We start from the raw sequence: 25050 nt of genomic DNA, 5'->3' as shown, positions 1-25050 counted from the left end.
CGATCGGCGCGGTGGTGCTGGTGGACACCCGGCGGCTTGCGGACTGTTTCCCCGCGGTGGACTACTTCGAGAACAGCGGGCTGCCGTTCGTGATCGCCCTCAACGGCTTCGACGGCCACCAGCCCTACTCGCCCGAGGAAGTCAGGGAAGCCCTCCAGATCGGCCCCGACGCCCCCATCATCATCACCGACGCGCGGCACCGCGCCGAGGCCAAGAGCACGCTGATCACCCTGGTCGAGCACGCGCTGATGGCCCGCCTGCGCTGAGCCGGCCGGTGCCTGTGCGGGCCCCCTCCCCGGTTCCCGGCGCCCCCGCCGCACCCCCCCGTCGCGCCCCCGGAGGAGCGGCCCGGCCGGGCCCGGCCGGCCGCGGGGGTTCGTCTAGGCTGGTCGCCGCAGAAACCGTGGACCAAGCAGGCCAGTGAAGGGCGTAGGCAGCCGTGCGCATCGCCAGATTCTCCATCGACGGCACCGTGGGCTTCGGGGTGGTGGACGAGGAGCCCGCCAGGGACGGCGGGCTCCAGCTCGACATCATCAAGGGCCACCCGTTCGCCGACTTCGAGCGCTCGGGGCGCCGGGTGCCGCTGAGCCAGGTCAGGCTGCTGCCGCCGGTGCTGCCGAGCAAGATCGTCGCCATCGGCCGCAACTACGCGGAACACGCCAGGGAGCTCGGCAACGAGGTGCCCGAGGTGCCCGTCACCTTCTTCAAGCCCTCCACCTCCGTGATCGGCCACGGCGACGAGATCGCCTACCCCTCGATCTCCTCCGACGTGCACCACGAGGCGGAGCTCGCCGTCGTCATCGGCCGCCTGTGCCGTGACGTGCCCAGGGAGCGGGCCCGCGAGGTGATCCTCGGCTACACCTGCGCCAACGACCTGACCGCCCGCGACGTGCAGCGCCGCGAGAGCCAGTGGGCCAGGGCGAAGGGCTTCGACAACTCCTGCCCGCTCGGCCCCTGGATCGAGACCGACCTCGACCCGGCCGACCTGGCGCTGATGTGCACGGTCAACGGTGAGCAGCGGCAACTCGGCCGCACCAGCGAGATGATCCGCTCCGTCGAGGAGCTGATCGTCCACATCACGGAGTCGATGACGCTGCTGCCGCAGGACGTCATCCTCACCGGCACCCCGGCGGGCGTCGGCCCGCTCCACGTCGGCGACGAGGTCGCCGTCACCATCGAAGGCATCGGCACTCTCACCAACAAGGTCGTCAAGCGTGACTAGCCCCACCGGCTCCCCCGCCGTCCGCGTCCGTTTCTGCCCGTCCCCGACCGGGAACCCGCACGTCGGGCTGGTCCGGACGGCGCTCTTCAACTGGGCGTTCGCCCGCCACCACGGCGGCAGCATGGTCTTCCGCATCGAGGACACGGACGCGGCCAGGGACTCCGAGGAGTCCTACGCCGCGCTGCTGGACGCGATGCGCTGGCTCGGGCTCGACTGGGACGAGGGCCCCGAGGTGGGAGGGCCCTTCGCGCCCTACCGGCAGTCCGAGCGCCGCGAGATCTACGCCGACGTCGCCGAGCGCCTGCTGCGCGCCGGCCACGCCTACCACTGCTACTGCACGCCCGAGGAGCTCGCCGAGCGCCGCGAGGCGGCCCGCAGGGCCGGGCGCCCCTCCGGCTACGACGGCAAGTGCCGCGACCTCACGCCCGAGCAGGTGGCCGCCTACCGGGCCGAGGGCCGGGCGCCGATCGTCAGGTTCCGCATGCCGGACGAGCCGATCTCCTTCACCGACCTGGTCCGCGGCCGGCTCACCTTCACCCCGGAGAACGTCCCCGACTACGGCATCGTCCGGGCCAACGGCGCCCCCCTGTACACCCTGGTCAACCCCGTCGACGACGCGCTGATGGAGATCACCCACGTGCTGCGCGGCGAGGACCTGCTCTCCTCCACCCCCCGGCAGATCGCGCTGTACCGGGCGCTCGCCGAGATCGGCGTGGGCACGGGGCGCATCCCGGACTTCGGGCACCTGCCCTACGTGCTGGGGGAGGGGACCAAGAAGCTCTCCAAGCGCGACCCCGAGTCCTCGCTCAACCTCTACCGTGGCCGCGGCTTCCTCCCCTCGGGGCTGCTCAACTACCTGGCCCTGCTCGGCTGGTCGCTGGCCGAGGACCGGGACGTGTTCACCCTGGAGGAGATGGTGGCGGCCTTCGACCTCGCCGCCGTGAACGCGAACCCGGCCCGCTTCGACCTGAAGAAGTGCGAGGCGATCAACGCCACGCACATCCGCGAGCACCTCACCACCGAGGAGTTCATCGCCGCCTGCGAGCCCTGGCTGCGCGCCCCCTACGCCCCCTGGAAGCCGGAGAACTACGACCCGGCCGCGTTCGCCGCCCTCGCCCCCCTGGCCCAGACCCGGGTGACGGTGCTCTCCGACATCACCGACAACGTGGACTTCCTCTTCCTCGACCAGCCGGTCGAGGACGAGAAGTCCTGGCAGAAGGCCATGAAGCCGGGCGCGGAAGAGGTGCTGCGCACCGCGCGCGAGCGGCTGGCCCAGGTCGCGGACTGGGCCGCCGAGGCCCTGAAGGAGGCCGTGCAGTCCGCGGGCGAGGCACACGGCCTCAAGCTCGGCAAGGCGCAGGCGCCGGTGCGCGTCGCGTTGACGGGGCGCACGGTCGGCCTGCCGCTCTTCGAGTCGATGGAGACGCTGGGCCGCGAGCGCACCCTGAGCCGCGTGGACGCCGCCCTGGGGCGGCTGGAGCGGGAGCGGGCCGCCGGATGAGGGCCGCCGGGCCCGGGCGCGTGCCCCGGGCCCGGATCTCGTTTTGGTGGGCAGTCCACCATCGGGTAATGTTCTTCCTGCCGCCGGGGCGGGCCACGAGGCCGGAGCCGGGCGGTCACCCGGGCGACACCCTGGCAAGGGTTGCGTTTTGGTGGGCTATGGTGTAATTGGCAGCACGACTGATTCTGGTTCAGTTAGTCTAGGTTCGAGTCCTGGTAGCCCAGCGCGATCTTTTTCACCACAAGATCGAGCCCCCGTTGTGTAGCGGCCTAGCACGCTGCCCTCTCAAGGCAGTAGCGCCGGTTCGAATCCGGTCGGGGGTACGGAGATCCTCAGGGATCTCTTGCGGGCCCCCGTTGTGTAGCGGCCTAGCACGCTGCCCTCTCAAGGCAGTAGCGCCGGTTCGAATCCGGTCGGGGGTACTCGATCCGCATCCTGGCGCCCCTCGCCCACGGCGAGGGGCGCTTTTTCCTGCCCCGGGTTCCTGCCCCGGGCCCGGCCGGCCGGGTGCTCAATCTCCCGTCCCGCCACCGGTGCCGGGGCGAAAGCGGCGGGTGGCCTCCTCGGCCTGCGCCAGCCGCCGCAGGCTCAGCAGCACCGGCTCGTAGAGCACCGTGAGCGCCACGGCCGCCTCCAGCTGCGTGGTGGGCGCGTCGAACTCCTCGATCAGGGCGATGTCGTGGCCGGCGAGCCGGGCGGCCACCTCCCCGTAGGGCAGCAGGTGCTCCATCTCGCAGGGGTAGCCGAGGCGGATCAGGGCGGACAGGGCGGAAACGAGCGTGACGTGCGCGGGGTTGCTCCGGACGATCCGCCAGCCGAGCCGCTCCTGCAACTCCCCGGCCCTGCGCTCGGCGAGGAGGGCCGCCTCGTCCTCGCCCGGGCCGTGGGGGCCGGGCGGGAGCGCGGCCACCGCCGTGCCGAGCCGGGACAGCTGGTCGGCCGACTCGTCGGCCACGGCGGCGAGCACCTCGCGCGCGGTGGCCACCGGCACCCGGCCGACCTGCACCAGGGCCCGCACCAGGCGCAGCCGGCGCAGGTGCTCCTCGTCGTACTCGGCCTGGGTGGCGCTGACCCGCTCGCCCGGGGGCAGCAGCCCCTCGCGCAGGTAGTACTTGATCGTCGCCGTCGAGACCCCGCTGCGCTCGCTGAGCTCCGCCAGTCGCATGCCCGTCCTCGCCTCCACTTGACGCCGCTCTTGGGAAGTGCCACTATCCAATCATGGATAGTGACGCTATCCAAGGTGTCGTTCAAGGCGCCCGGCGAGTGCCGGTCGCCGTTCCTCACCAGAGTTCCGGGTGCGCTCGCGCCCCTCGGCGTCCTGGAGGGCGGACATGGCAGGCAAGATCATCGAAGGGCGGATGACGGCGGACGCCCCCGAGGGCGTGACCGTCTTCCTGATCGGAATGAGGATTCACAGCTTCTGGCGGCTGCGCGGCTGGTGGCCGGTGTTCCGGGCGATGCCGCGGATGCTCAGGGAGCTGTCCGGGGACGAGGGCAGCGGGCTGCTGGGATACCGGCTGCTCTTCGGCAGCCCCCGCCTGATCTACGTGGTGCAGTACTGGTCCTCGCCCGGCAGGCTGTTCGCCTACGCCTCGGCGCAGGACAAGGAGCACCGCCCCGCCTGGGCCGCGTTCAACAGGCGGATGCGCGCCGGGAGCCGGGCCGTCGGCTTCTGGCACGAGACGTACGTGGTCCCCGCGGGCGCGCACGAGCAGGTCTACGTCAACATGCCGGCCTTCGGCCTGGGGGCGGCCACCGGCGTCATACCCGTGGCCAGGCGCGGGGAGCGGGCTGCGGACCGCCTGGCGGGCTGAGGCCCGCCGCCGGGGTCAGCCGCCGTTGCCGCGCTTGAGCGCCTCGGTGAGCCGCGCGGCGGCGTCGAGCAGCGCCTGGGCGTGCATCCGGCCCGGGTGCCGGGTGAGGCGCTCGATGGGGCCGGAGACCGAGACGGCGGCGACCACGCGGTTGGAGGGGCCGCGCACCGGGGCCGAGACGGAGGCGACGCCCGGCTCCCGCTCGCCGATCGACTGGGCCCAGCCCCGGCGCCTGACCCCGGAGAGCGCGGTGGCGGTGAAGCGGGCGCCCTGCAGGCCGTGGTGCAGCCGCTCCGGCTCCTCCCAGGCGAGCAGGATCTGCGCGGCCGAGCCGGCCTTCATCGGCAGCGTGGAGCCCACCGGCACGGTGTCCCGGAGCCCGGAGAGGCGCTCGGCGGCGGCCACGCAGATGCGCATGTCTCCCTGGCGCCGGTAGAGCTGCGCGCTCTCCCCGGTCACGTCGCGCAGCTGGGTGAGCACGGGGCCCGCGGCGGCGAGCAGCCGGTCCTCGCCCGCGGCGGCGGCCAGCTCGGCCAGCCGCGGCCCCAGCACGAACCGCCCCTGCATGTCCCTGGCCAACAGCCGGTGGTACTCGAGCGCCACCGCCATCCGGTGCGCCGTCGGCCTGGCCAGCCCGGTCGCCCCCACCAGGCCCGCCAGCGTGGCCGGTCCCGACTCGAGGGCCCCGAGCACCAGGGCCGCCTTGTCGAGGACCCCGACGCCGCTTGAGTCACCGCTAGAGTTGTCCATGCAACGATACTCGCGTCTCACACTGTGAAACGCAAGTTCATATCTCGGGGGAACGCGCGAGGCTGGATGCAGCGGTCCGCGCACCAGGCGGAGCGCGGTCACCGTCCGCGGTGTCGCGGCGTCACGCGCGAAAAGAAGCGCGGGGCGCCGGGGCGCGAAGAGCGCGGGCGGCGATCCACCCGATATCAGCGGCGATGCCGGAGGTAAAGCGATGGGACGGACACTGGCAGAGAAGGTGTGGGACGACCATGTCGTCCGGCGAGCGGAGGGCGAGCCGGACCTGCTCTACATCGACCTGCACCTGCTCCACGAGGTGACCAGCCCGCAGGCCTTCGACGGGCTGCGCAAGAGCGGTCGCCGGGTGCGGCGCACGGACCTCACCATCGCCACCGAGGACCACAACACGCCGACGATCGACATCGACAAGCCGATCGCCGACCCGGTCTCCAGGACCCAGTTGGAGACCCTCAGGAAGAACTGCGCGGAGTTCGGCATCAGGCTGCACCCCCTCGGCGACGCCGAGCAGGGCGTGGTGCACGTGGTCGGCCCGCAGCTGGGCCTGACCCAGCCCGGGACCACCGTCGTGTGCGGCGACAGCCACACCTCGACCCACGGGGCCTTCGGCGCCCTGGCGTTCGGCATCGGCACCAGCCAGGTCGAGCACGTGCTCGCCACCCAGACGCTGCCGATGGCGCCGTTCAAGACCATGGCGATCACCGTGCTCGGCGAGCTGCCCGAGGGCGTCACCGCCAAGGACCTGATCCTGGCGATCATCGCGCGGATCGGCACCGGAGGCGGCCAGGGCTACGTCATCGAATACCGCGGTCAGGCCATCGAGAAGCTCTCGATGGAGGCCAGGATGACCATCTGCAACATGTCGATCGAGGCGGGGGCCAGGGCCGGCATGATCGCGCCCGACGAGACCACCTTCGCCTACCTCAAGGGGCGCGACCACGCCCCCAGCGGCGCGGAGTGGGACGAGGCGGTCGCCTACTGGAAGACGCTGCGCACCGACGAGGACGCGGTCTTCGACCACGAGGTCGTCATCGACGCCGCCGAGCTGGCCCCGTTCGTCACCTGGGGCACGAACCCGGGCCAGGGCGCCCCGCTGTCCGCCTCCGTCCCCGACCCGGCCTCCTTCGCCGACCCGGGCGAGCGGCTGGCCGCCGAGAAGGCCCTGGAGTACATGGGGCTGAGCGCCGGCCAGCGGCTGCGGGACATCGCGGTGGACACCGTGTTCGTCGGCTCCTGCACCAACGGCAGGATCGAGGACCTCCGCTCGGCCGCGGCCGTGCTGCGGGGCCGCAGGATCGCCGAGGGCGTGCGGATGCTGGTGGTGCCGGGATCGGCCAGGGTGGCCCTCCAGGCGGTCGAGGAGGGGCTCGACCGGGTGTTCGTCGAGGCGGGCGCCGAGTGGCGGCACGCCGGCTGCTCGATGTGCCTGGGCATGAACCCGGACCAACTCTCCCCTGGTGAGCGCTCCGCCTCCACCTCCAACCGCAACTTCGAGGGCAGGCAGGGCAAGGGCGGCCGCACCCACCTCGTCTCGCCGCAGGTGGCCGCCGCCACCGCGGTCACCGGCCGCCTCTCGTCCCCGGCCGACCTGGCCGACGTTCCCACCGCCGTGGAGGTCTGAGCGACATGGAAGCTTTCACCACGCACACCGGCCGTGCCGTCCCGCTGCGCCGCGGCAACGTCGACACCGACCAGATCATCCCGGCCCACTGGCTGAAGAAGGTCACCAGGGACGGCTTCGAGGACGGCCTGTTCGAGGCCTGGCGCAAGGACCCGGACTTCGTGCTCAACCAGCCGGAGCGGGCCGGCGCCACGGTGCTGGTGGCCGGGCGCGACTTCGGCACCGGCTCCTCCCGGGAGCACGCCGTGTGGGCCCTGCAGAACTACGGCTTCAAGGCCGTCATCTCCTCGCGCTTCGCCGACATCTTCCGGGGCAACTCGCTGAAGAACGGCCTGCTGACCGTCGTGCTCCCGCAGGAGACCGTGGAGGCCCTGTGGAAGCTGACCGAGGCCGACCCGGGCGCCGAGGTCACCGTCGACCTGGTGGAGCGGAAGGTCACCGCCGAGGGCATCGAGGCCCCCTTCGAGCTGGACGAGAACGCGCGCTGGCGGCTGCTCGAAGGGCTCGACGACATCAGCATCACGCTGCAGAACGAGGAGGCCATCGCCGCCTTCGAGGCCGGGCGCCCGGCCTACAAGCCGCGCACTCAAGTCGCCTGACGTTCCTGTGACAACACGCCTCCGCCGGTGCACAACCGGCGGAGGCGTGTGGTGTTTTCCCGCGCGCGACACGGGCGTTGGGGGGCTTAGGGGGCGATAACGCCCCCAAGGTGGCACAATCGGCGCATGGAACGCGACGGTCAACTCGAACTCTACGACCGCGTGGCCGCTCGACTGAGGGACGCGCACCGGACGGTGCGGGCCCTGCAAGTGCCTGAGGACGTACGGCAGGCTCTCACCCGGAAACTGCTGATCATCACCGCGGCCGCCAAGCAGGACCTGCCGCTGGCGGCACGCCGTCTCGACCGGCTGATGGAGGACGTTGACGCGGGTCGACTGCCTCCCGCGGGGCCGGGCCGGGACGAGGAAGCGGCCTCGTGAGGGTCGAGTGATGGTCGAGTTCGTTGCGACACAAGGGTGATTCGCCCGTTTCGCGTTTGATTTGCGGAATATATCTGCCTAACGTGCGAAAAAGCTTGAACACATACGTTCCAGCAGTGCCTGCGAAGGGGAAGACGTGAACAAGGCGCAACTCGTAGAAGCGATTGCCGACAAGCTCGGCGGCCGTCAGCAGGCGGCAGACGCCGTCGATATCGTGCTCGACGCCATCATCCGCGCCGTGGTCGCGGGGGAGCGCGTCTCGGTGACCGGATTCGGTTCCTTCGAGAAGGTCGACCGCCCGGCCCGGTACGCGCGCAACCCGCAGACGGGGGAGCGGGTGCGGGTCAAGAAGACCTCGGTGCCCCGTTTCCGGGCCGGCCAGGGCTTCAAGGACCTCGTCGCCGGCACCAAGAAGCTGCCGCGCAACGACGTCGCGGTGAAGAAGGCCCCCAAGGGCAGCCTCACCGGCGGCACCGCCGCCAAGAAGGCCGCCACCAAGAAGGCCGCGGCGAAGAAGGCCACCACCAAGAAGGCGGCTCCGGCGAAGGCGACCACGAAGAAGGCCACCGCGAAGAAGACGCCCGCGAAGAAGGCCACCACCAAGAAGACGACGGCCAAGAAGTCCGCCGCCAAGAAGGCCCCGGCGAAGAAGGCGACCGCCAAGAAGGCCCCGGCCAAGCGGGGCTCGTCCCGCACGGCCAAGAAGGCCACCGCCCGCCGCGGGTGACGGCCGCCGCCACCCACCCACCTTGACGGGCCGGTCTCCCTCCGTGGAGCCCGGCCCGCCGTCGTGTGCGCCGACGGCCGCCGGGTGTCCGGCCCCCCGTCGGGTGCGCGGACGGCCCTCGGGTGCCCGGGCCGCCGCGCCGCGGGGCCGTTAGGCTCGGTGCATGCAGGCCACCGCGTACACCTTCGACCGGGACACCAGGGCGGGCAGCGTGCTGCTCGACGACGGGACGCCGCTCGACTTCGACGCCGCGGCCTTCGAGGCCGGCGGCCTGCGGCTGCTGCGGCCGGGGCAGCGGGTCAGGATCGAGGTGGCCGGCGAAGGAGGGGAACGCCGCATCACGCTGATCACCCTGCAGACGCTGTAAAGCCGGCCGAGGCGGTGAGGCGCCGCGCCGAGGCCGCCGTTCGCGGCCCGACCCCGAGCGCGAGCGCGGCCCGTAGGTCCTCGCCCGTGTCCACGTCGCGCCGGACGCTCTCCACGCCGTCGAGCGCGAGCTCCGCCGCCCCCGAGAACCGGTGCCTGGCCCGGGAGGGCCCGCCGAAGGCCGGCCCGAGCGCGGCCGGTGCGGTCGCGGCCAGCAGGGTCGTGCCCACGCCCGCCGCGTCCGCGAGGAAGCTGCGCGCGTGCCCGGCCGCCGCCGCGAGCACCAGCCCGAGTTCCGCGGGCCGCAGCGCCGGCAGATCCGCGTTGAGCGCCGCCACCGCCGCGGCCGGGCGCCCGGCCCGCACGGCCGCCGCGCCGTGCGCCAGCGCCGCGTTCAGCCCCCGCCCCGGCGCGTCCGGCAGGACCCGGGCGCCGAGGAGCGCGAGCCGGTCGCCGGCCAGCGGGTCGTCGGTGACCACCACCACCTCCCGGACGGCCGCGCAGGCGAGCGCGGCCGCCACCGTGTCCTCCGCGAAGGCCAGTGCCAGGGACGGGCGCAGCGTGTCCCCGGCCACGGGGGCCAGCCTGCTCTTGGCCCGCCGCAGCGGCTTCAGGGGCACGATCAGCGACCACACCCGGCAGTTGGTCTCAGGCACCACGCCATTCTCTCCTTCCCTTCCCCGCACCGCCGCTCGCCCGCGGTCCCCCCGGCCGCCGCTCGCCGGGGGCGCCCACTTCGCCTCCGCCGGCGTGAGTAGCCCGCCCGCGGTGGGAACCCCACCTCGAACTGAGGTCGAACTCCCCCTCGAACGGCGCCCCGCGCCCCGGGCCGTGCCCCGGACTGCGCCACCCCGCGCCACCGTGCGCCAGTGGTGCGCCACGCTCCGGTTCCCGGCCTCCTGGGGGTGCTTTGTCCGGCCCTGGGCAGCGGGATCCCCGGCAGGAAGGTGCAAACTTGGACCGTCGTGGCGGCGGGAGGTGCCGCTGGACAGCCCTACACCCCAGGGCCACACTTGTGCGACTGTCCGCAGCGGACCGCGCCGGAGCAGGGCAAGAGGAGATGGTGTCCGAGTGTCTCGCCGCAGAATCGGCTTCTGGTACCGATTGGCCGCAATTCTGGTAAAACCGCCGATGCGCGTCCTCTTCAAGCGGAACTGGCGCGGAATGGAGCATATTCCCGCCGAAGGGGGATTCATCACGGCGGTGAATCACAACTCCTATCTGGACCCGCTCTCCTACGCGCACTTCCAGTACAACACCGGACGCGTGCCGAGATTCCTGGCCAAGGAGGCCCTGTTCCGCAAGGGGGTCGTGGGCAGGTTCATGCGCGGCACCGGCCAGATCCCCGTCTACCGGGACACCAGCGAGGCCGCCGACGCTTTCCGGGCGGCCGTCGCCGCCGTCCACGAGGGCAAGTGCGTCGCGTTCTATCCCGAGGGCACCCTCACCCGGGAGCCCCACCTGTGGCCGATGGAGGGCAAGACGGGCGCCGCCCGCGTCGCGCTGCGCACCCATGCCCCGGTGATCCCGGTGGCCCAGTGGGGGGCGCACGAGGTCATGCCGCCCTACGCCAAGGAGCGGCGGTTCCGCCCCTTCCCCCGCAAGACGCTCACCGTCGTGGCCGGTGCGCCGGTCGACCTCTCGGAGTTCTACGATCAGGAACCCACCGCCGAGGTGCTGCGCGAGGTGACCGACCGCATCATGGCCGCGATCACGGCCCTGCTCGCGGACATCAGGAACGAGACCCCGCCCGCGGAGCGCTACGTTTACCGCAGGACGCCGGCCGAGCGGCGCGGCCGGAGGACACCCGAGGAGGAGAAAGCGGAGTGACACGCGCAGCCGTCTTTGGCACCGGCTCCTGGGGGACCGCCTTCGCCATGGTCCTCGCCGACGCCGGCTGCGAGGTGAGGCTCTGGGCGCGCCGCGCCGAGGTCGTCGCGGCCGTCAACACCACGCGGGAGAACCCGGAGTACCTGCCGGGGGTGCGCCTGCCCCAGGCCGTGCGCGCCACCACGGACGCGGCCGAGGCCGCGGAGGGCGCCGAGTTCACGGTCCTGTCCGTGCCCTCCCAGACCCTGCGCGGCAACCTGCGGGAGTGGTCGCGGCTGCTGCCGGCCGGCACGGTCCTCGTCTCGCTGATGAAGGGCATCGAGCTCGGCACGGCGAAGCGGATGAGCGAGGTGATCCAGGAGGTCGCCGGCGCCCCGCCCGAGCGGGTGGCCGTCCTCTCCGGCCCCAACCTGGCCCGGGAGATCGCCGAACGCCAGCCCGCCGCCTCGGTCGTGGCCTGCCGCGACGAGTCCGTCGCCAGGCGCCTCCAGGCCGCCTGCCACACCCCGTACTTCCGGCCGTACACCAACACCGACGTCGTCGGCTGCGAGCTCGGCGGCGCCGTCAAGAACGTGATCGCCCTCGCCGTGGGCATCGCCGACGGCATGGGTCTGGGCGACAACACCAAGGCGTCCCTCATCACGCGGGGACTTGCCGAGACGGCCAGGCTCGGCACCGCGATGGGCGCCGACCCGCAGACCTTCGCGGGCCTGGCCGGCATGGGCGACCTGGTGGCCACCTGCTCCTCCCCGCTCTCGCGCAACCACACCTTCGGCACCAACCTCGGCCGCGGCATGACCCTTCAGGAGACCATCGCCGTCACCCGGCAGACCGCCGAGGGCGTCAAGTCCTGCCGCTCGGTTCTCGACCTGGCGCGCCGTCACGACGTCGACATGCCGCTGACCGAGACCGTGGTCGGCATCGTCCACGGCGGCACCTCCCCCCAGGTGGCGGTCAAGGAGCTGATGTCGCGAACCGCCAAGGCCGAGCACCGCTGACTTGGGGCACCCCGTTGGGTAGCCTCAGGGGGTTATGAGCAGCGAGACCTCCCCGCCAAGCCCCAAGCCCCGCGTCGCCCTCGTCTTCGGCGGCCGGAGCTCAGAACACGCCATCTCGGTCCTCACCGCCGGCGCCGTGCTGCGTGCCATCGACCGCTCGCGCTACGACGTGCTGCCCATCGGCATCACCGCGGACGGCCGTTGGGCGCTCACCGCGGACGACCCGGAGCGGATGGCGATCTCTGCCCGGAACCTGCCCGACGTGGAGCGCATCGCCGAGCCGGGCGGCGGCGCGGTCGTCCTGCCCGTGGACGCGGGCCGGCGCGACGTGGTGTACGCGGAGCCGGGTTCCGTGCCCAAGGACCTCGGCGAGGTCGACGTCGTCTTCCCCCTGCTGCACGGCCCCTACGGCGAGGACGGCACCCTCCAGGGCCTGCTGGAGCTCTCCGGCGTGCCCTACGTGGGCGCGGGCGTGCTCTCCTCGGCGATCGGCATGGACAAGGAGTACATGAAGCGGGTCTTCGTCTCCTTCGGCCTGCCCGTGGGTCCGTACACCGTCGTCAGGCCCCGGGAGTGGGCGGCCGACCCGGCGGCGGCCAGGAAGAAGATCGTGGACTTCGCCGAGGACCACGGCTGGCCGGTGTTCGTGAAGCCGGCGCGGGCCGGCTCCTCCATGGGCATCTCCCGCGTGGCGGGCCTCGAAGACCTGGACGCGGCCGTCGAGGAGGCCAGGCGGCACGACCCGAAGATCATCGTCGAGTCCCTGCTGCGGGGCCGTGAGATCGAGTGCGGCGTCCTGGAGTTCGAGGACGGGCCGCGGGCCAGCCTGCCCGCCGAGATCCCGCCCGCCGCCAGCCACGACTTCTACGACTTCGAGGCCAAGTACATCGACGCCGCCCAGGGCATCGTGCCCGCCGAGCTCACCGAGGAGCAGACGGCGCGGGTGCGCGAGCTCGCCGTCGCCGCCTTCGAGGCGGCCTCCTGCGAGGGCCTGGTCAGGGCGGACTTCTTCCTGCTCGACAACGGCGAGTTCGTCGTCAACGAGATCAACACCATGCCGGGCTTCACGCCCATCTCCATGTTCCCGCGCATGTGGGAGGCGACGGGCGTCGGCTACGCGGAGCTGATCGACCGGCTGATCCAGGCGGCCCTGCGCCGCTCCACCGGCCTGCGCTGACCCGGGGGCGGCTCAGCCCTCCGGCGGCTCCTGCCCCTCCTGCTGCTCCTGCTGCTGCTCGTCCCGCTCCGCCTGCGCGTAGAGCTCGTCGAGAGGGATGTGCGCGTCGACGGCCGCGGCCAGGTCGAGCAGCGGGTTCACCTCGGGGGCGTAGTCGTCGGGCACCGTCACCTCGACGAACACCCGGCGCTCCGTGGTGGTGAACCTGATGCCGTCCGACTGCTCCTCCAGCAGCCAGGACACGTCGTTCACCGCCACGGCGTCGGAGGCCGGGTCGTACGTCTCGCTGCCCGGCGTCAGCCGCTCCGGGCGCGGCACCCCGCAGCGCAGCACGATCGCCGGGTCTCCCCAGGCGGCCACGTACGGGCTGTCCTCGTCCAGTTCGGCCCGCCCGCGGTCCGCCACCCGATCCGGGAGCGCCCCGGCCAGTGCGCGGCACGCCTCGGCCGCCGCGCCCTCGGGGGTGGGGACCGTGACCCGCGGCGCTCCCGAGGCGGCGGAGCAGGCGGCCAGGAAGAGCCCCGCCGACAGGAGCGTCAGCGAGCGGCGTACGGTGAAGGTCACGCGGCGAGCATACGGGGCGCTACAGGTGGACGACGGGGCAGGTCAGGGTGCGCGTGATCCCTGGCACCCGCTGCACCTCGGCGACCACCAGGCGTCCCAGCTCGTCCACCGTTCCCGCCTCGGCCCTGACGATGACGTCGTAGGGTCCGGTGACATCCTCGGCCCGGATCACCCCGGGAAGCCGGGAGATCTCGTCGGCGACGGCGGATGCCCTGCCCGCCTCGGTCTGGATGAGGATGTACGCCTGTACCACGGGTCCTCCCAAGCGGCTACGAGGAGCGGGGGCGCTACCGTAGCGCGTCATGACCGGTGCCGGGAGACACCGGGGGTGGCCGCGGTGAGGACGGCGGGCGCGGACGGGAGTGACCGATCCGAAGTGGCAGGGGCCGGCGGGACGAGCATGAGGAGAACTGAGTGAAGGGCAGCGTGGGGGAGCTCGGGGAGTTCGGCCTGATCAGGGAGCTGACCTCCCGGATCACCGGCACGCCCGCCGTGCGGCTCGGCCCGGGGGACGACGCGGCCGTGGTGGCGGCCCCCGACCGGCGGGTCGTCGCCAGCACGGACATCCTGCTCGAGGGGCGGCACTTCCGCCGCGACTGGTCCACCGCCTACGACGTCGGCCGCAAGGCCGCCGCCCAGAACCTGGCCGACATCGCGGCGATGGGCGCGGTGCCGACCGCGGTGCTGCTCGGCCTGGTGGTCCCCGCCGAACTCCCCGCCACCTGGCCGGTGGAGCTGATGGACGGGGTGCGCGACGAGTGCCGGGTCGCGGGCGCCGGGGTGGCCGGCGGCGACGTGGTCCGGGGCGAGACGATCACCGTCTCCATCACCGCACTCGGCGACCTGTCCGGACGCGAGCCGGTGACCAGGACCGGCGCCAGGCCGGGCGACATCGTCGCCGTCACGGGCTGGCTCGGCTGGTCCGCGGCCGGGCACGCGGTGCTCTCCCGCGGCTTCCGCTCCCCCCGCGCCTTCGTCGAGGCGCACCGCCGCCCCGAACCGCCCTACGCCGCGGGCCCGGCGGCCGCGGCCCTGGGCGCGACCGCCATGACCGACGTGAGCGACGGGCTCATCGCCGACCTCGGCCACCTGGCCAAGGGCAGCAAGGTGCGCATCGACCTGGCCTCCGCCTCCCTCGACATCCCGGCGCAGATGTCGGACATCGGGCAGGCCGTGGGAGTCGACCCGCTGAACTGGGTGCTGACCGGCGGGGAGGATCACGCGCTCGTGGCCACGTTCCCGCCCGAGACCAAGCTCCCGGCCCGCTGGCGCACCATCGGGGAGGTGCTGCCCGCCAGGGTGCGGGGGCTGCCGCGGGTGACGGTGGACGGCGCGGCCTGGGACAAGGCCGGCGGCTGGGACCACTTCGCCGGCTGAGCCCTCCGGCCTGCGGGCGCCGCCCGGGGGAGTCCCGCCGGGCGGCGCTCAGTAGGGTCGGGTGCCATGCAGGCACCTCCGCGCGTTCTCACCGTCGCCGGCTCCGACTCGGGCGGCGGCGCCGGGATTCAGGCCGACCTGAAGACGATGCTCGCGCTCGGCACCCACGGCATGAGCGTGATCACGGCCGTCACGGCGCAGAACTCGCTGGGCGTGCAGGGGACCTGGGAGCTGCCGTCGCAGGCGGTGGCCGCGCAGTTCCGCAGCGTGGTGGACGATATCGGCGTGCAGGCGGTCAAGACCGGGATGCTCGCCACCGCCGAGGTGGTGGAGACCGTCGCCGGGCTGCTCGCCACGGTCGGCGCGCCGGTGGTCGTCGACCCGGTGGGCGTCTCCTCACACGGTGACCCGCTGCTGGCCGCGGACGCGGTGGACGTCGTGCGCCACAGGCTGCTGCCCTCCGCCACCCTCGCCACCCCGAACCTGGCGGAGGTCGCCCAGCTCACCGGCGTTCTGGTGCGGGGCGAGGAGGACCTGCCGCGGGCCGCCGCGGCCGTCCTGGCCCTCGGACCGCGCTGGGTGCTGATCAAGGGCGGCCACCTGCCGGGCGACGCGGTGGACCTGCTGACCGACGGCAGCGCCGAGCACTGGCTGCGTGCCCCGCGCCACGGCAACCGCCACACGCACGGCACGGGCTGCACGCTCGCCGCGGCGATCGCCGCGCGGCTGGCCTTCGGCGACCCGGTGCCCTCGGCCGTCACGGCGGCCAAGGAGTACGTGACGGGCGCCATCGCGGCCGGCTTCCCGCTCGGCGCCGGGATCGGGCCGGTCGACCACGCGCACCTGACGCGGCGGGAAACGGCCGGCGGAACCGGCACCTGAGGCGGGGAGGGCGCGGCGGCGGGGCCGGAAGGGGCCCACGGGCCGGACGGCCAAGGGCGGCGGGCCGGGCGCCCGCGCGGGCGGAGGCCCGCACGCCAGAAGGCCGGCCCACCGGAAGGGTGGACCGGCCACAGGAGCCGAACTCGGCGCGAAGCCGGAGGGCTCAGCGCGGCGGAGGGCTCAGCGCGAGACCTTGCCCGCCTTGATGCACGAGGTGCAGACGTACAGGCGCTTCGGCGTGCCGTTGACCACGGAACGCACCCGCTGGATGTTGGGGTTCCAACGGCGGGGGGTACGGCGGTGCGAGTGGGAAATGCTGTTGCCGAAGCCCGGCCCCTTGCCGCAGACATCGCAGTTGGCAGCCACGGGTCACTCCAAAGACGGGTCACCCCGCGCGGGCGGGGAGACGGAAACTTACGCTGGGACCCCGGGACTTGACGGCCCCGGCGGATTCACCCGACGCACGGCCCGTACACGCGGTACACGGCGACGACCTCGGGCAACCGGGGCAGCATACCCCGGGCGTTCCCGAAGGGCGAAATCGCCCGCCCTGCCCATGGCGGTGAGCCCTACACCGGCGAGGGCATAAGCTGCACCAACCGTCCGCCCCCGCCCCGGCCGAGGAGGTCCTCACGTGCCGCAGCCGCTCGACGCCGCAGCGGTACGGCGCTGGTGCCTGCTCGCGCTCGACGCCCTCGGGCGCGCCCGCGAGGACATCGACGCGATCAACGTCTTCCCGGTCGCCGACGGGGACACCGGCACCAATCTCTACCTGACCGTCGAGTCCGCCGCCCAGGCGGTGGCGGCCGCCGGCACCGGGAGCCCCACGCTCGCCGAGGCCGCCCGCAGCATGGCACACGGCGCCCTGATCGGCGCCCGCGGCAACTCGGGCACCATCCTCGCCCAACTCCTGCGCGGCATGGCCGAGGTGCTCGCCGAGGGGCCCGACCCCGCGGAGGCCGCGACCGTGCGGCGCGCGCTGCGGCGGGCCGTGGAGTCGGCCTACGAGGCCGTGGCGCACCCGGTGGAGGGCACCATGCTGACCGTCGCCTCGGCCGCGGCCGAGGCGGCCGAGGCCGCCTCCGGGGCCCTGCCCGAGGAGGTGGTCGCCGCGGCGGGCGCGGGCGCCGGGCGGGCGCTGGAGGCCACGCCGGGGCAACTCGCGGCGCTGGCCGAGGCGGGCGTGGTGGACGCGGGCGGCAGGGGGCTGGTGGCGGTGCTCGACGCGCTGCAGTCGGCGCTCTCCGGGGGCGCCCCAGGCGCCTCCCCGCGCGAGCGGCTGTTCCGGGCCCCCGGCCCGCGCCGCACGGATCGGGGCGGCGCGGCCGAGTGCCGGAAGGACGCGGCGATATCCGGCGCCGCGCCGCCCGCCGGGGAAACGCCGCACGCCCCCGGGCCCTTCGGCGGGACGGCGCACGCCCCCGGCGCGGGCGGGCCGGGCACGCCGGAAGGGGCGCTGGTGACCCACGAGGTCATCTACCTGCTCGAGGCCGCGGACTCCGCGGTGGCCGGGCTCAGGGCGCGGCTGGACGCGCTCGGCGATTCCCTCGTCGTGGTCGGCGGCGACGGCCTGTGGAACGTCCACGTCCACACCGCACGGCCCGGCGCGGCGGTCGAGGCCGGCATCGAGGCGGGCCGGCCGCACCGGATCAGGATCACCGCCCTGGCCGCCGCGCCGCACGCCCCGGCGCGGGGCGCCCGCGCGGTGGTCTCCCTGCTGCCGGGCGACGGCCTGGCCGGGCTCTGCGAGGAGGCGGGGGCGCTCGCGCTCACCGTGCGCCAGGGCGAGCCCCCGGGCGCCGGGGAACTGACCGCCGTGATCCAGCGCACCCGGGCCGCCGAGGTGGTGCTGCTGCCCAACGACGACGGCCTGTGGCACGCCGCCTCCGCCGCCGCCGAGCAGGCCAGGGCCGCCGGGCTGCGGGTCGCCGTGGTGCCCACCCGTTCCCCCGTCCAGGGCATCGCGGCGCTGGCCGTTCACGCGCCGGAGCGGCGTTTCGACGAGGACGTCGTCGCCATGACCTCCGCCGCCGGAGCCACCAGGTTCGGCGAGGTGGCCGTGGCCGAGCGGCAGTCCTGGACGATGGCCGGGATCTGCCAGGCCGGGGACGTGCTCGGCCTGGTCGACGGCGACGTCGCGGTCATCGGCGCCGCGGCCGACGAGGTCGCGGGCGAGGTGCTGGAGCGCATGCTCTCCGCGGGCGGCGAACTGGTCACGCTGGTCCTCGGCGCGAGCGCCCCCGCCGGCCTCGCCGACCGGCTGCGCGAGCGGGTGCGCCGCGGCCACCTCGGCGTGGACACGGTGGTGTACGAGGGACGGCAGGACGCGCCGCTGCTCATCGGCGTGGAGTAACCGGCCCGGGCCCGGCGGGCCCGGGCGGAAAAGCGGGCCGGAGCATGCCCGAAGGCGGGGTGGGCCGCGGGCGGGCAGGGCGGCGGCGGCCTCGCGGCCCCGCGGACCCGCGGACCACATGGTGTGGCGGTGGGCTGTCGTACCCATGGTGTGCAATGGAGCGCGTGACCGCGCTGCACGAGCCCCTCGCCAAGGTCGTCGGCGGCAGCACCGCCAAGGTGATGGCCGCCCACCTCGATCTGCACACGGTCGGCGACCTGCTCCACCACTATCCGCGCCGCTACGCCGAGCGCGGCGAGCTCACCCGCCTCGGCGACCTGCCGCTCGACGAGCACGTCACGGTCGTCGCGGAGGTCGCCGACAGCAGGACCCACACGTTCAACCGCGGCCGTGGCCTGCGGCTGGAGGTGACGCTCACGGACGGCAGCGGGCGGCTTCAGCTGGTCTTCTTCGGCAGCCGCGCGGTGCGCCACCACGAGCGGGTGCTGCTGCCCGGCCGCCGGGGCATGTTCGCGGGCAAGGTCTCGATTTTCCGGCACCGGCTCCAGCTCTCCCACCCGGCCTACGAGTTGCTCGAGGAGGACGGCCGCGGCGGCGGGGCGGAGGAGGGCACGCGGGAGGGGGTGCCCGAGGCCGCCGAGGAGTTCGCCTCCCGGCTGCTGCCCCTCTACCCGGCCTGCAAGCAGCTGGAGTCCTGGCGGCTGGCCAAGTCGGTGGACACCGTCCTCGACTCGCTGCGCGCCACCGGCTGGGCCGGGGTGACGGACCCGCTCCCCGCCGCGCTGCGCGCCCGGCGCGGGCTGCTGCCCCTGCCCGAGGCCATCGAGAAGGTGCACCGGCCGCGCGCCAAGGCCGACATCGCCGCCGCCAGGTCGCGGCTGAAGTGGGACGAGGCCTTCGTCCTGCAGGTGGCCCTGGCCAGGCGGCGCCGGGCGGCGGCCCAGCTCACCGCCCAGCCGCGGCGGCCGCGTCCCGGCGGGCTGCTGCACGCCTTCGACGCCCGGCTGCCCTTCACGCTCACCGCGGGCCAGCGCCGGGTCGGCGACGAGATCCTGGCGGACCTGGCGGCGGAGCACCCGATGCACCGCCTGCTGCAGGGCGAGGTCGGCAGCGGCAAGACGCTGGTCGCGCTGCGCGCCATGCTCGCCGTGGCCGACTCCGGCGGGCAGTCGGCGCTGCTCGCCCCCACCGAGGTGCTCGCCCAGCAGCACCACCGCTCCCTCGTGGAGATGCTCGGGGAGCTGGCCGAGGGCGGGATGCTCGGCGGCGCGGAGCAGGGCACCAGGGTGGCGCTGCTCACCGGCTCCATGGGCGCGGCGGCCAGGCGCAAGGCGCTCCTCGAGGCCGTGACGGGCGAGGCGGGCATCGTCATCGGCACCCACGCGCTGATCGAGGACGTCGTGCAGTTCCACGACCTCGGCCTTGTCGTGGTCGACGAGCAGCACCGGTTCGGCGTCGAACAGCGCGAATCCCTGCGGGCGAAGGGGCACCGGCCCCCGCACCTGCTGGTGATGACGGCCACGCCGATCCCGCGCACCGTCGCCATGACCGTCTTCGGCGACCTGTCCACCTCGGTGCTCGACGAGCTGCCCGCCGGCCGCGCGCCCATCGCCAGCCACGTCGTCCCGGCCAGGGACAAGCCGCACTTCCTCAGCCGGGCCTGGGAGCGGGTCAGGGAGGAGGTGGAGGCCGGCCACCAGGCGTACGTGGTCTGCCCGCGGATCGGGGAGGAGGCGGAACAGGCCGGGGGCCGGGCCGCGGAACGGCGCGGGGACGAGGACGCGCAGGACGGCGAGGGCCCCGAGGGGGAGGGCGAGCGGCGCCCGCCGCTGGCCGTGCTCGACGTCGCCTCGGAACTCGCGGAAGGGCCCCTCGGCGGCCTGCGCCTCGAGGTGCTGCACGGCCGGATGGCGCCCGAGGCCAAGGACGAGGTGATGCGGCGCTTCGCGGCGGGCGAGGTGGACGTGCTGGTGGCCACCACGGTGATCGAGGTCGGGGTGAACGTGCCGAACGCCACCGTGATGGTGATCATGGACGCCGACCGGTTCGGCGTCTCCCAGCTCCACCAGCTGCGCGGACGCGTCGGACGCGGCGCGGCGCCCGGGCTGTGCCTGCTGGTCAGCGAGGCCGTGGAGGGCAGCGGGGCGCGGGCCAGGCTGGACGCGGTCGCCGCGACCACGGACGGCTTCGAACTCTCCCGCATCGACCTGGAGCAGCGCCGCGAGGGCGACGTCCTCGGCGAGGCGCAGTCCGGTGGCCGCAGCAGCCTGCGGATGCTCACCGTGGTCGACGACGAGGAGATCATCGCCGAGGCCAGGGCCGAGGCCACCGCGCTGGTGGAGAAGGACCCGGAGCTGGCGGGCGTTCCCGAGCTGCGGGTGGCGCTCGACGCGCTCCTCGACAGCGAGCGCGAGGAGTTCCTCGACAAGGGGTGACCCGAAGGCGTGCGCCGGGCCGGGCAGCCGGGGGCGTGCGGGGCGCGGGCGGGCGCGCCGGGCGCACCGGTCCCCGCCGGGCGGCGCCCCCGCGCCTGACACCGCCGGACCCGGTTGGACACCACCGGACAACGCAGCAAACAGCCGGATGTGCCGGGGAGAGGGACGGGAGCCACCCGTCCGTCCTTTCCGTCATAGAAGTGCGCACGGCGCGGCGTTCGCGCCCCCCGTCCGGCCGGGCGGGAGGTCGCGCCGCGCGTCGCACACCGTGCGCTGTGCGCCGTTCGTCTTTGCGTAAAACGCTCCCCGCGGCGGAGTCGTGGCACTACGGTGAGCGCCCCACCGGCCGTTCGGGAGAGGCATACCGGGAGGAAATCCGCATGACCGACCAGCCAGAGGCCCTGCCCGGCAGCGAGATCCCGTCCGCCGAGGAGCTGGAACTCCTGCTCGCCCTGAAGGGGACGGCAGGGCAGGGCGCCCTGCCCGGCGAGTCCCTGCCCAGGCAGCGGAGCTACCCCGGGCAGGACTCCCCCGACCACGCCAGGCGCCTGCTGCGCCGCGCCGTGAACCCGGACCGCCCGGGCGAGGACGTCCTGCGGCTGCTCGCCGCCGCCAGGGGATACGACATCGAGCGGCTGCCCGAGCCCCCCGGCCGGGGCTGCGTCCGCGGCTGGTGCTCGGTCTACGAGCACGCCTTCCTGCTCGCCGACGGCAGCGAGGTGTGCCTGTACGAGCTGGAGCACGACCAGACGCCCGACCATCGCCTGGTCTGCGAGGTGTACCGCGAGGAGTGGGCGGCCGAACTCGCCGCCAGGCGCGCCGGCGCCGCCTCCCGCGAGCCGGGCGTCCGCGGGCCGGGCACCCGGGAGGCGCCCGGCCGCTGACCGGCGTCTCGGGCCTCCCGAGCGGTGCCCTGGCGCCCCGCGCCGCAGGACGGCGGGATAGCGTGGGGGCCACGTGGTTCTCCGGCCGCCACCCCGGCCGCCCTCCGGCCGCAGCCGGACCCTGGCGGTTTCTCGGGGCGAGGCCGCGGGGCCGCGGAACGTCCGCCGAGAAGGAAGCGCTGCGAGGCCCATGACCCGCGTGATCGCCGGTACCGCGGGCGGACGGCGGCTGGCCGTGCCGCCGGGCGGCGGCACCAGGCCCACCTCGGACCGCGCCCGCGAGGGACTCTTCTCCACCTGGACCGCCCTGTGGGGTCCCCTGACCGGCGCCCGGGTCCTCGACCTGTACGGCGGCTCGGGCGCCGTCGGCCTGGAGGCCCTGTCCCGGGGGGCGGCGCACGTCCTGCTCGCCGAGTCCGACCCGAGGGCGGCCGGGACCATCAGGGAGAACATCAGGACCCTCGGGCTGCCGGGCGCCGAACTGCGCGCCGCCAGGGCCGAGCAGGTCGTCGCGGGCCCCCCTCCCGGGCCGCCGTACGACCTGGTCTTCCTCGATCCGCCGTACGCGGTGCGCGACGGCGAGGTGGGGGAGATCCTTCTCACACTCGGGAGGAACGGCTGGCTCGCCGAGGACGCCGTGGCCACCGTGGAGCGGAGCACCCGGGGCGGTGACTTCGCCTGGCCGGCCGGATTCCGGGAACTGCGTTCACGCCGCTACGGCGAGGGAACGCTCTGGTATGGCCGGACCGCCGTCCAGCACATCACCGACCGGTCATGAGCCGGGAGAGCGAGGGAAGACCGTTGCGCCGCGCAGTCTGTCCGGGGTCCTTCGACCCCATCACCAATGGGCACCTCGACATCGTCGGCCGCGCCTCGAGGCTCTACGACATCGTCCACGTCGCCGTCATGATCAACAAGTCGAAGAAGGGCCTCTTCGACATCGGCGAGCGGATCTCGCTGATCGAGCAGTGCACCCGCGCCTACGGCAATGTCGTCGTCGAGTCGTACCACGGCCTGCTCGTGGACTACTGCAAGGAACGGGACATCCCGGCCATCGTCAAGGGCCTGCGGGCCGTCAGCGACTTCGACTACGAGTTGCAGATGGCGCAGATGAACAACGGGCTGTCCGGGGTGGAGACGCTGTTCATCCCCACCAACCCCACGCACAGCTTCCTCTCCTCCAGCCTCGTCAAGGAGGTCGCCGCCTGGGGCGGTGACGTCTCCCACCTGGTGCCCGAGCCGGTCCTCGCGGCGCTGCACGCCAAGGTGCGCCCCCGCGGCGAGGCGCCCGGCGCGCAGGGGTGACGGGGCGCACGGCGCAAACGCTGCCCCACGGCGGCCGGTTGGCCGTACAGTCGCCTCGTGGACGTACAGCAGAAACTCGACGAGATCGTCGCGGCGGTCCAGAACGCCAAGGGCATGCCCATGTCGGCATCCTGCGTCATCAACCGGTCCGAGCTGCTCACCCGCCTCGACGAGGTGCGCCAGGCGCTGCCCGACTCGCTCGCCCAGGCCCAGGAGGTGCTCGGCGGCCGTGAGCAGGTCGTGGCCGAGGCCCAGCAGGAGGCACAGCGCATCCTCGAGGCGGCGCACGCGGAGCGCGGCTCGCTCGTCGAGACCACCGAGGTCGTCCAGCAGGCCCAGCAGGAGGCGGCCCGCATCCTCGCCGAGGCGCGCCGCGAGGCCGCCGAGGTCAAGGAGCAGGCCGACGACTACGTGGACAGCAAGCTGGCCAACTTCGAGGTCGTCCTCGGCAAGACCATCGGCTCGGTGGACCGGGGCCGCGAGAAGCTGCTCGGCGCCGGCCGCGGCGACCCGGGGGAATTGCTCGCCCACGCCGACGAGTACGTGGAGGCCCAGTTCGGGGCCATCGAGGCGGTGCTCCGCAAGACGCTGGAGGCGGTGGGCCGGGGCAGGCAGAAGCTGACCGGCCACCGCCCCATCGACGAACTCGCCCAGCACGTGGCCGACCAGGAGGCGCGGGAGGCGGCGGAGGGCGGCCGCGCCGGCGAGGCGTACTTCGACCGGCGGCCCGACCAGGACACCTACGACTACCTCGGCATGCCCCAGCCCGAGCGCCAGGCCGAGGCCGGGCCGGTGGAGGCCGAGCCGCAGCCGGCCGCCCCCTCCTACGTGCCCGCCGAGGACCCCTACGCCCTCCAGGCCGCCGGCGCGCAGGACGCCTACGGCCAGGGCGGCTACGGCCAGGACGCGTACGGGCAGGGCGGCTACGGGCAGGAGGGCTACGGGCAGGGCGGCTACGCCCAGGACCCGTACGCCGGCGAGGGGGCCTATGCCACCGGCTACGCCCAGGACCCCTACGGCCGCCAGCCGGTGCCCGCGCAGGGCGGCTACGACTACCAGGCCCCGGCCGTGCTCGACGAGACCAGCCTGTTCGACACCGGGATGATCGACGCCGAGCAGCTGCGCCGCTACCAGCAGGGTCAGCACTAGGCGGGGCCCCGTACGCCCCGCGCGGCGGGCAACGCGCCCTCGTGCGGGGCGTACGGGGGCGTTCCGGCAACGCGGCAGGGCGTCCCGCCGGCCGGTTCCGGGGGGCGGAGCAGCGGATTGGGTGACCGCCGGGCCGTGAAGTATGCTGACTGTTCGGCCGCGGCGCTCTGGTGATCGTGGCTGCCCGCCCGGCCCTCCGGCAGGGCCCGGCGCCCGCGGCTTCGCGCGGCCCCACCAACGCGAGAAAGCAGAAAGCCCTGAACGCCCCGCTGGATCACCGAGCCCCGCTCGTGTTCGACACACGCGAGCTGGGGCGGCGTGCCGGTGCCCTCAAGCGGGTCTCCCGGACGGTCGAGGCCCCGGCCGACCTCGGCATCGAGGTCATCGGCGTGCCCAAGGGCGCCCCGCTCGAGGTGTCGCTCCGGATGGAGTCGGTCATCGAGGGCGTGCTCGTCACGGGTACCGTCCGTGCGCCGCTGGCGGGCGAGTGCGTAAGGTGTCTCGAGCCGGTCGGCCGTGAGGTGACGGCGGACTTCCAGGAGATGTTCTCCTACCCCGAGGCCGAGGGCGCCCACCGCCAGGCGGAGCCCGGCGCCGAGGAGGCGGAGGAGGAGACGCTCTTCCTCCAGGGGGACCTGTTCGACCTCGAGCCCGTGGTGCGGGACGCGGTGGTGCTCGCACTGCCCCTGCAGCCGGTGTGCCGGGAGGACTGCCCGGGACTGTGCCCCGAGTGCGGGGCGCTGCTCGCGGAGGACCCGGACCACCGCCACGAGGACGTCGTCGACGTCCGGTGGGCGGCGCTGCGCGACTTCTCCGCCGCCCTCGGGCCGGCGGGGACCGCGGAGCCAGACCAGCAAGTCAAGCAAGAGAAGCCACCCCGCGGCAGCGGGGACGATCCACAGGAGAAGTAGCCGTGGCTGTTCCGAAGCGGAAGATGTCGCGCAGCAACACGCGCCACCGCCGGTCGCAGTGGAAGGCTGCGGCCCCCAACCTGGTGCGTTGCGAGCGCTGCCAGGAGCCGAGGCTCCAGCACACCGCGTGCTCCAACTGCGGCACGTACAACCGCCGTCAGGTCCTCGAGGTCTGATCGGCGGGTGACA

At 73.8% G+C, this 25050-nt stretch carries 28 protein-coding genes and 3 tRNA genes; 25 read left to right on the top strand and 6 right to left on the bottom strand.

The features are described 5' to 3' along the window. From D7294_RS23705 to D7294_RS23680, 6 genes are all read left to right on the top strand, one after another. Positions 1-266: ATP/GTP-binding protein (locus tag D7294_RS23705; protein WP_174248419.1), on the top strand; the 266-nt coding region annotated here is incomplete at its 5' end. Positions 267-439: 173 nt separating this feature from the next. Further along, the gene (locus D7294_RS23700; protein WP_120683078.1) at positions 440-1222 is read left to right on the top strand and encodes a fumarylacetoacetate hydrolase family protein; all 783 of its coding nucleotides are present in this window, start codon (positions 440-442) and stop codon (positions 1220-1222) included. Continuing rightward, positions 1215-2723 (top strand): glutamate--tRNA ligase, encoded by a 1509-nt coding sequence (gltX, locus tag D7294_RS23695; RefSeq protein ID WP_120683076.1) that lies wholly within the window; start codon positions 1215-1217, stop codon positions 2721-2723. The genes D7294_RS23700 and gltX overlap by 8 nt, the downstream gene beginning before the upstream one ends. A 152-nt stretch (positions 2724-2875) precedes the next feature. Beyond that, positions 2876-2947 (top strand) — tRNA-Gln (locus D7294_RS23690). Positions 2948-2973: 26 nt separating this feature from the next. Next, a tRNA-Glu gene (locus tag D7294_RS23685) sits at positions 2974-3046 on the top strand. A gap of 26 nt (positions 3047-3072) precedes the next feature. Further along, positions 3073-3145, top strand: a tRNA-Glu gene (locus D7294_RS23680). 89 nt (positions 3146-3234) lie between these two features. On the opposite strand, the gene D7294_RS23675 is transcribed toward D7294_RS23680, so the two are convergent. After that, positions 3235-3888, bottom strand: coding sequence for a MerR family transcriptional regulator (locus D7294_RS23675; protein ID WP_120683074.1), 654 nt, complete (start codon positions 3886-3888; stop codon positions 3235-3237). 166 nt (positions 3889-4054) lie between these two features. Between D7294_RS23675 and D7294_RS23670 the strand changes: the two genes are divergently transcribed. Further along, positions 4055-4537: a DUF4188 domain-containing protein gene (locus D7294_RS23670; RefSeq protein WP_174248418.1), complete on the top strand. Its 483-nt coding sequence runs from the start codon at positions 4055-4057 to the stop codon at positions 4535-4537. Between the two features lie 15 nt (positions 4538-4552). Here the strand turns inward: D7294_RS23670 and D7294_RS23665 are convergent, their stop codons facing one another. Next, complete coding sequence (locus D7294_RS23665; RefSeq protein WP_120683072.1) at positions 4553-5287, bottom strand: IclR family transcriptional regulator; 735 nt, start codon at positions 5285-5287, stop codon at positions 4553-4555. A 211-nt stretch (positions 5288-5498) separates the two neighbouring features. Here D7294_RS23665 and leuC point away from each other — a divergent pair, with 211 nt between their 5' ends. From leuC to D7294_RS23640, 5 genes are all read left to right on the top strand, one after another. Continuing rightward, on the top strand, positions 5499-6923 hold the full coding sequence (gene leuC / locus D7294_RS23660; RefSeq protein WP_120683070.1) for a 3-isopropylmalate dehydratase large subunit: 1425 nt from the start codon (positions 5499-5501) through the stop codon (positions 6921-6923). A gap of 5 nt (positions 6924-6928) precedes the next feature. After that, positions 6929-7522, top strand: coding sequence for a 3-isopropylmalate dehydratase small subunit (leuD, locus tag D7294_RS23655; RefSeq protein WP_120683068.1), 594 nt, complete (start codon positions 6929-6931; stop codon positions 7520-7522). Positions 7523-7648: 126 nt separating this feature from the next. Beyond that, positions 7649-7903 carry an SCO5555 family protein gene (locus D7294_RS23650; RefSeq protein ID WP_120683066.1) on the top strand — a complete coding sequence of 85 codons (255 nt, stop codon included), beginning with the start codon at positions 7649-7651 and terminating at the stop codon, positions 7901-7903. 136 nt (positions 7904-8039) lie between these two features. Further along, a complete protein-coding gene (locus tag D7294_RS23645) occupies positions 8040-8630 on the top strand; it encodes an HU family DNA-binding protein (protein WP_120683064.1) in 591 nt (196 codons plus the stop codon). Between the two features lie 163 nt (positions 8631-8793). After that, positions 8794-8997, top strand: a complete 204-nt coding sequence (locus D7294_RS23640; RefSeq protein WP_120683062.1) for a hypothetical protein — start codon at positions 8794-8796, stop codon at positions 8995-8997. Here the strand turns inward: D7294_RS23640 and cofC are convergent. Then, positions 8978-9652, bottom strand: a complete 675-nt coding sequence (gene cofC / locus D7294_RS23635; RefSeq protein ID WP_241562577.1) for a 2-phospho-L-lactate guanylyltransferase — start codon at positions 9650-9652, stop codon at positions 8978-8980. The two genes, D7294_RS23640 and cofC, sit on opposite strands and share 20 nt — an antisense overlap. Positions 9653-10067: 415 nt before the next feature. On the opposite strand from cofC, the gene D7294_RS23630 reads away from it, so the two are divergent. The 3 genes from D7294_RS23630 to D7294_RS23620 are packed head-to-tail and all read left to right on the top strand — an operon-like array spanning position 10068 to position 13001. Further along, positions 10068-10826, top strand: a complete 759-nt coding sequence (locus tag D7294_RS23630; protein WP_120683060.1) for a lysophospholipid acyltransferase family protein — start codon at positions 10068-10070, stop codon at positions 10824-10826. Next, entirely contained in the window at positions 10823-11824 is a 1002-nt protein-coding gene (locus tag D7294_RS23625) for an NAD(P)H-dependent glycerol-3-phosphate dehydrogenase (protein ID WP_120683058.1), read from the top strand. Before D7294_RS23630 ends, D7294_RS23625 begins: the two co-directional genes overlap by 4 nt. A gap of 34 nt (positions 11825-11858) precedes the next feature. Then, a complete protein-coding gene (locus tag D7294_RS23620) occupies positions 11859-13001 on the top strand; it encodes a D-alanine--D-alanine ligase family protein (protein ID WP_120683056.1) in 1143 nt (380 codons plus the stop codon). A 12-nt stretch (positions 13002-13013) separates the two neighbouring features. On the opposite strand, the gene D7294_RS23615 is transcribed toward D7294_RS23620, so the two are convergent. Both D7294_RS23615 and D7294_RS23610 read right to left on the bottom strand, forming a co-directional pair. After that, positions 13014-13565, bottom strand: a complete 552-nt coding sequence (locus D7294_RS23615) for a DUF3515 domain-containing protein (RefSeq protein ID WP_120683054.1) — start codon at positions 13563-13565, stop codon at positions 13014-13016. Positions 13566-13584: 19 nt separating this feature from the next. After that, on the bottom strand, positions 13585-13818 hold the full coding sequence (locus D7294_RS23610; protein WP_120683052.1) for an Lrp/AsnC family transcriptional regulator: 234 nt from the start codon (positions 13816-13818) through the stop codon (positions 13585-13587). Positions 13819-13979: 161 nt separating this feature from the next. On the opposite strand from D7294_RS23610, the gene D7294_RS23605 reads away from it, so the two are divergent. Continuing rightward, entirely contained in the window at positions 13980-14942 is a 963-nt protein-coding gene (locus D7294_RS23605; RefSeq protein WP_120683050.1) for a thiamine-phosphate kinase, read from the top strand. 66 nt (positions 14943-15008) lie between these two features. Further along, positions 15009-15824, top strand: coding sequence for a bifunctional hydroxymethylpyrimidine kinase/phosphomethylpyrimidine kinase (thiD, locus tag D7294_RS23600; RefSeq protein WP_120683048.1), 816 nt, complete (start codon positions 15009-15011; stop codon positions 15822-15824). Positions 15825-16004: 180 nt separating this feature from the next. On the opposite strand, the gene rpmB is transcribed toward thiD, so the two are convergent. After that, the gene (gene rpmB / locus D7294_RS23595) at positions 16005-16190 is read right to left on the bottom strand and encodes a 50S ribosomal protein L28 (RefSeq protein ID WP_120683046.1); all 186 of its coding nucleotides are present in this window, start codon (positions 16188-16190) and stop codon (positions 16005-16007) included. Between the two features lie 268 nt (positions 16191-16458). Between rpmB and D7294_RS23590 the strand changes: the two genes are divergently transcribed. The 8 genes from D7294_RS23590 (at position 16459) to rpmF (ending at position 25037) form a co-directional block, all read left to right on the top strand. Next, positions 16459-18177 carry a DAK2 domain-containing protein gene (locus D7294_RS23590; protein ID WP_120683044.1) on the top strand — a complete coding sequence of 573 codons (1719 nt, stop codon included), beginning with the start codon at positions 16459-16461 and terminating at the stop codon, positions 18175-18177. A 155-nt stretch (positions 18178-18332) separates the two neighbouring features. Next, positions 18333-20612 (top strand): ATP-dependent DNA helicase RecG, encoded by a 2280-nt coding sequence (recG, locus tag D7294_RS23585; protein WP_174248417.1) that lies wholly within the window; start codon positions 18333-18335, stop codon positions 20610-20612. 380 nt (positions 20613-20992) lie between these two features. Further along, complete coding sequence (locus D7294_RS23580) at positions 20993-21496, top strand: DUF6227 family protein (RefSeq protein ID WP_120683042.1); 504 nt, start codon at positions 20993-20995, stop codon at positions 21494-21496. A gap of 190 nt (positions 21497-21686) precedes the next feature. Next, positions 21687-22274 (top strand): 16S rRNA (guanine(966)-N(2))-methyltransferase RsmD, encoded by a 588-nt coding sequence (rsmD, locus tag D7294_RS23575; RefSeq protein ID WP_120683039.1) that lies wholly within the window; start codon positions 21687-21689, stop codon positions 22272-22274. Positions 22275-22297: 23 nt separating this feature from the next. Next, complete coding sequence (gene coaD, locus D7294_RS23570) at positions 22298-22801, top strand: pantetheine-phosphate adenylyltransferase (RefSeq protein ID WP_241562576.1); 504 nt, start codon at positions 22298-22300, stop codon at positions 22799-22801. A gap of 57 nt (positions 22802-22858) precedes the next feature. Further along, positions 22859-23950: an ATP synthase F0 subunit B gene (locus D7294_RS23565; protein ID WP_120683035.1), complete on the top strand. Its 1092-nt coding sequence runs from the start codon at positions 22859-22861 to the stop codon at positions 23948-23950. Positions 23951-24240: 290 nt separating this feature from the next. Further along, positions 24241-24861, top strand: coding sequence for a YceD family protein (locus tag D7294_RS23560; protein ID WP_120683033.1), 621 nt, complete (start codon positions 24241-24243; stop codon positions 24859-24861). A gap of 2 nt (positions 24862-24863) precedes the next feature. Next, positions 24864-25037 (top strand): 50S ribosomal protein L32, encoded by a 174-nt coding sequence (gene rpmF / locus D7294_RS23555; protein WP_120683031.1) that lies wholly within the window; start codon positions 24864-24866, stop codon positions 25035-25037. The last annotated feature ends 13 nt before the right edge of the window (positions 25038-25050 follow it).

Origin of the sequence: Streptomyces hoynatensis, assembly GCF_003626535.1 — a bacterium.
In the GTDB taxonomy this organism is placed as follows: domain Bacteria; phylum Actinomycetota; class Actinomycetes; order Streptomycetales; family Streptomycetaceae; genus Streptomyces; species Streptomyces hoynatensis.
This window is presented reverse-complemented; position numbering and strand designations above follow the sequence as displayed.